Source organism: Streptomyces sp. NPDC057543, assembly GCF_042801895.1.
GTDB lineage: Bacteria > Actinomycetota > Actinomycetes > Streptomycetales > Streptomycetaceae > Streptomyces.
The window spans coordinates 1-4,558 of sequence record NZ_JBHVFF010000447.1; the positions used below are offsets into that span (position 1 = coordinate 1).

6 protein-coding genes are annotated in these 4,558 nt (G+C 71.1%); 5 read left to right on the top strand and 1 reads right to left on the bottom strand.

Going from position 1 to position 4,558, the window contains the following annotated elements; all coding sequences use genetic code 11:
• Positions 1-130: 130 nt before the first annotated feature.
• From ACFU8Q_RS39375 to ACFU8Q_RS39395, 5 genes are all read left to right on the top strand, one after another.
• Positions 131-613: a hypothetical protein gene (locus ACFU8Q_RS39375; protein ID WP_384464398.1), complete on the top strand. Its 483-nt coding sequence runs from the start codon at positions 131-133 to the stop codon at positions 611-613.
• A 371-nt stretch (positions 614-984) separates the two neighbouring features.
• Positions 985-1,503: a hypothetical protein gene (locus ACFU8Q_RS39380; protein ID WP_384464401.1), complete on the top strand. Its 519-nt coding sequence runs from the start codon at positions 985-987 to the stop codon at positions 1,501-1,503.
• A 103-nt stretch (positions 1,504-1,606) separates the two neighbouring features.
• A complete protein-coding gene (locus tag ACFU8Q_RS39385; RefSeq protein ID WP_384464404.1) occupies positions 1,607-2,449 on the top strand; it encodes a DUF4097 domain-containing protein in 843 nt (280 codons plus the stop codon).
• 61 nt (positions 2,450-2,510) lie between these two features.
• Positions 2,511-3,506 (top strand): ATP-binding cassette domain-containing protein, encoded by a 996-nt coding sequence (locus tag ACFU8Q_RS39390; RefSeq protein ID WP_384464407.1) that lies wholly within the window; start codon positions 2,511-2,513, stop codon positions 3,504-3,506.
• Complete coding sequence (locus tag ACFU8Q_RS39395) at positions 3,503-4,294, top strand: ABC transporter permease (protein WP_384464409.1); 792 nt, start codon at positions 3,503-3,505, stop codon at positions 4,292-4,294. The genes ACFU8Q_RS39390 and ACFU8Q_RS39395 overlap by 4 nt, the downstream gene beginning before the upstream one ends.
• On the opposite strand, the gene ACFU8Q_RS39400 is transcribed toward ACFU8Q_RS39395, so the two are convergent.
• Positions 4,252-4,558: hypothetical protein (locus ACFU8Q_RS39400; protein ID WP_384464412.1), on the bottom strand; the 307-nt coding region annotated here is incomplete at its 5' end. The two genes, ACFU8Q_RS39395 and ACFU8Q_RS39400, sit on opposite strands and share 43 nt — an antisense overlap.

Here is a 4,558-nt window from a genome sequence, read left to right on the forward strand (position 1 = left end):
GGCCGGCCCGGCTGCACCGGCCCGGCCGCACCGGCCCGGCCGGTCACCCGTCCGGCATATACGGCATGCGGCGGCACCCGCAGCCGCTTTGACTGGGGCGACGAGTGACCGGCAAGCGCTGGGAGGCGCGATGACGAAGAAGGCCACGCGAGAACTGTGCGCCGCATTGCTGACGGCGGCCGTGCTGCCGATGGCCGCCGCCTGCTCCGGCGGCGGCAAGGCCTCCAGCACGGCGTCCGGGGCCGCGTCCGCCGCGGCGTCGGTGGCATCCAGGGGCGCGGACGTGGTGGCCTCGGCGACGGCCGCCGCGAGCGAGAAGATCAACAACTTCAAGAACGGCGTGAACGCCAAGAACGACGTCAAGCTGTCCGCGCCGGCCACCGACCACGACGGCCGCGCCACCGCGAAGGTCACCGTGACGAACAGCACCGACGCGAAGAAGTCGTACATCGTGCAGGTCAACTTCCGTGACCCCAATGGCAATCTGCTCGACACGGTGGTGGTGACGGTCGATGACGTCGCCGCCAAGGCGGCCAAGGAAGCCACGGCCCGCAGCAATCGCAAACTGTCGGGACAGATCAAGGCCGAGGCGGGAACAGCCCTGCGGCACTGACCGGGGACCGGTCACCGGTCAGTGCCGTGCTCGGCAGGAAGTCCCCTCCCCGGGCGTGCCGGCGGGGACAGGGCCGGGCGCGGCGGCGACAACGACAGGCCGACGGCGGTCGCCGGCAGACCCGTACGCGGCCCCACCGGTCGGCCGGACCGGATGAGACACGGTGGCGCCGGGTGGCGCCGGGTGGTGCCATCCGGTGCCACCCGGCGTCATTCCATGCTCCCGGGTGCGCATGGGCGCGCCCGGCGCCATAAATACTCAGGTCGCCCTCTTCGCGTTTCCGCAGCTCAGGGCGGCCGTCCTTGAGTTCACCCCGCGCGAGGTGCCATCCGGGCTTGCGTGTGGCGCCATCATGGTGCCATGATGGCGTCATGGACCTCACCCCGTATGTCGACACCCTCCGCCGCGAACTTGCGGTGGCTGCTGAAGCCGGCGGCGACGAAGCCCGCGAGCTGGCCGAGAGGCTCACCGCTCCCCTGGAGTCGGCGACCCGGCTGACCATGCTCAACGTGCTCTCCGCCGCGATGGACGAGATCACCCGCGACCTCGCCCCCGGCTCGGTCGACGTACGGCTGCGCGGGCTCGACCCCGACTTCGTGGTGACACTGCCGCCCACCGGCGGTGGCGCCCCCGCGGAGCCCGTCGCGCCCGTCGAACCACTCAAGACACCGGTCCCGGCCGACGGCGACGAGGGAGGCACCGCCCGCGTCAACCTGCGCCTGCCGGCCCACCTCAAGGCCCGCGCCGAGGAGGCCGCGAGCCGCGAGGGCCTGTCGGTCAACGCGTGGCTGGTGCGCGCCGTGTCGACCGCGGTCGACGGCGGCACCCGGCCGCGTACGGCGGAGAAGACCCGGACCGTCGGACAGGGCTACACGGGCTGGGTGCGCTAGCCGCCCCCGCCCGCACCACTTCACCCAACACCCCGCACCACTTCACCCAACACCACGTCCCACCAGCGGGGACGCCCACAAGACTCAAGAGGACGGGACAGCCATGCCTTCTTTCGACACTCCCGAGCCGATCTCCGTCACCGCCCACGTGGGCGCCGGCTCCATCCGGTTCAGCGCGGGCGACCGCCCCGACACCATCGTGGAGGTGCGACCCCGCGACCCGAAGCGGGACAAGGACATGCGGGCCGCCGAGCAGACCGAGGTCACCTACGCAAGCGGCGTCCTGGCCGTCAGGACGAGGGAGCGCCGCATGGTCGGGCCCAGCGGCCTCGTCGACGTGACAGTCGAACTGCCCACGGGCTCACGCATCGAGATGACCGGCTCCTGGGCCCAGGTGCTCGGCGAGGGCCGGCTCGGCGAGGTCCGGGTGAAGACCTCGTCCGGTGACGTCCGCATCGACACGGCCGGGCCGCTCCAGCTGACCGCCTCCCACGGCTCGATCACCGTGGACCGGGTCGAGGGCACGGCCGAGATCACCACCAGCTCCGGCAGCCTGCGCGTCGGCCGCGTCGACGGTCCCGCCGTCCTGAAGAACTCGCACGGCACCACGACCGTCGGCACCGTGACCGGCGACCTGCGGGTGAGCGGCGCCAACGGCGACATCGACATCGCGCGTGCCGAGGGCTCGGTCGTCGCCACCACCGCCCACGGCACCCTGCGTGTTGCCGAAGTTGCCGGCGGCACCGTCCAGTTGGAGACCTCCTACGGTGCTATCGAGGTCGGCATCCGCGAGGGCGTCGCCGCCTGGCTCGACGTCAGCTCCGGTCACGGGCAGGTGCGCAACACACTCCCCGCCTCCGAGACCCCCGAAAGGACCGAGGACACCGTCGAGGTCCGCGCCCGGACCCGCTACGGCAACATCGACGTACGCCGCGCCCGGGCCTGAACGCCGGCCCCGCCAACTCGCCCACTCCCCAGCCGCTTCAGCCTTCGAAAGGGAGGGCTCCATGCCTTCTTCTGTCATGCCCACATCTAGGCGAGGTGACGGTCCGCAGTCGCCCGCAGCCGTTTCCGCCGTCGGTCTGCGCAAGTCGTACGGCGACAAGACCGTGCTCAACGGCATCGATCTGAGTATCCCGGCCGGGTCCGTGTTCGCGCTGCTCGGGCCGAACGGCGCGGGCAAGACCACTGCCGTCAAAATCCTCTCCACCCTGATCACCGCCGACGCCGGTGACCTGCACGTCGGCGGTCACGACCTGGCCACCGACCCGCAGGCGGTACGTGCCGCGATCGGTGTCACCGGGCAGTTCTCCGCCGTCGACGGGCTGATCACCGGCGAGGAGAACATGCTCCTCATGGCGGACCTGCACCACCTGTCCAAGCGCGAGGGGCGGCAGGTCACCGACGAGCTGCTGGAGCGGTTCGACCTCACCGACGCCGCGAAGAAGCCCGCCTCCACCTACTCCGGCGGCATGAAGCGCCGCCTCGACATCGCCATGACGCTGGTCGGCAACCCGCGCATCATCTTCCTCGACGAGCCGACGACCGGCCTCGACCCTCGCTCCCGGCACAACATGTGGCAGATCATCCGCGGACTCGTCTCCAACGGCGTCACCGTCCTCCTCACCACGCAGTACCTGGAGGAGGCCGACGAGCTCGCCGACCGCATCGCCGTGCTCAACGACGGCAAGATCGCCGCCCTGGGCACCGCGGAAGAGCTGAAGCGGCTGATCCCCGGCGGCCATGTCCGGCTCTGCTTCTCCGACCCGTCCGCGTACCAGTCCGCCGCCCTCGCGCTGCGCGAGGGCACCCGGGACGACGACTCCCTCACGCTGCAGATCCCCAGCGACGGCACCCAGCGCGAGCTCCGCTCCATCCTCGACTGGCTGGACTCGGCCGGCATCGAGGCGGACGAGCTGACCGTGCACACCCCCGACCTCGACGACGTGTTCTTCGCCCTGACCAGCGGCACCAACCAGCCCCCCAAGGAGGCCGTCCGATGAGCTCCCTCTCCCTCGCCGTGCGCGACTCGTCCACGATGCTGCGCCGCAACCTGCTGCACGCGCGGCGCTACCCGTCCCTCACCCTGAACCTCCTGCTCACGCCGATCGTCCTGTTGCTGCTCTTCGTCTACATCTTCGGCGACGTGATGAGCGCGGGCATCGGCGGCGTCGGCGCAGACCGCACCGCGTACATCGCCTACCTCGTGCCGGGCCTCCTGCTGATGACCATCGGCAGCACCACGATCGGCACCGCGGTGTCCGTCTCCAACGACATGACCGAGGGCATCATCGCCCGCTTCCGCACGATGGCGATCCACCGCGGGTCCGTACTCGTCGGGCACGTCGTCGGCAGCGTGCTGCAGTCGGTCATGAGCGTGGTCCTCGTCGGTGCCGTCGCGGTGGCCATCGGCTTCCGGTCCACGGACGCCACGGCCCTGGAGTGGATCGCGGCATTCGGGCTGCTCACGCTGTTCGCCCTGGCGCTCACCTGGATCGCGGTCGGGATGGGCATGGTCAGCCCGAACGCCGAGGCGGCCAGCAACAACGCGATGCCGCTGATCTTCCTCCCGCTCATCTCCAGCGCCTTCGTCCCGGTCGACGCGATGCCGGGCTGGTTCCAGCCGATCGCCGAGTACCAGCCCTTCACGCCGGCCATCGAGACCCTGCGCGGGCTGCTGCTCGGCAGCGAGATCGGACACAACGGGTGGCTCGCGGTCGCCTGGTGTCTGGGTTTCACCGTGCTCGGCTACTTCTGGTCGAAGTCGGCTTTCAACCGCGATCCGAAGTAGCCGGGACGACCGCGCGGGCCGCCCCCCCGCAACCCGTCCCGTCCGAGGGCGGCGTACTCCGACACCGCGTCGGCGTACGCCGCCCCTTCCGCGTTCTCGGCCGCCGGCCGGGCACGGACCGCGGGCGTGGTCGGCTGGAACCCGCGCTGCACCCGCATCCGATCGGCCGGCGAGACCAGCCGTACGGCGGAGGTGTCCAGGCCGCGGCCGCACACGACGCCTGGACAAACCAGCGAGGGCCGCTCCCCCCGACCAGGGGGAAGC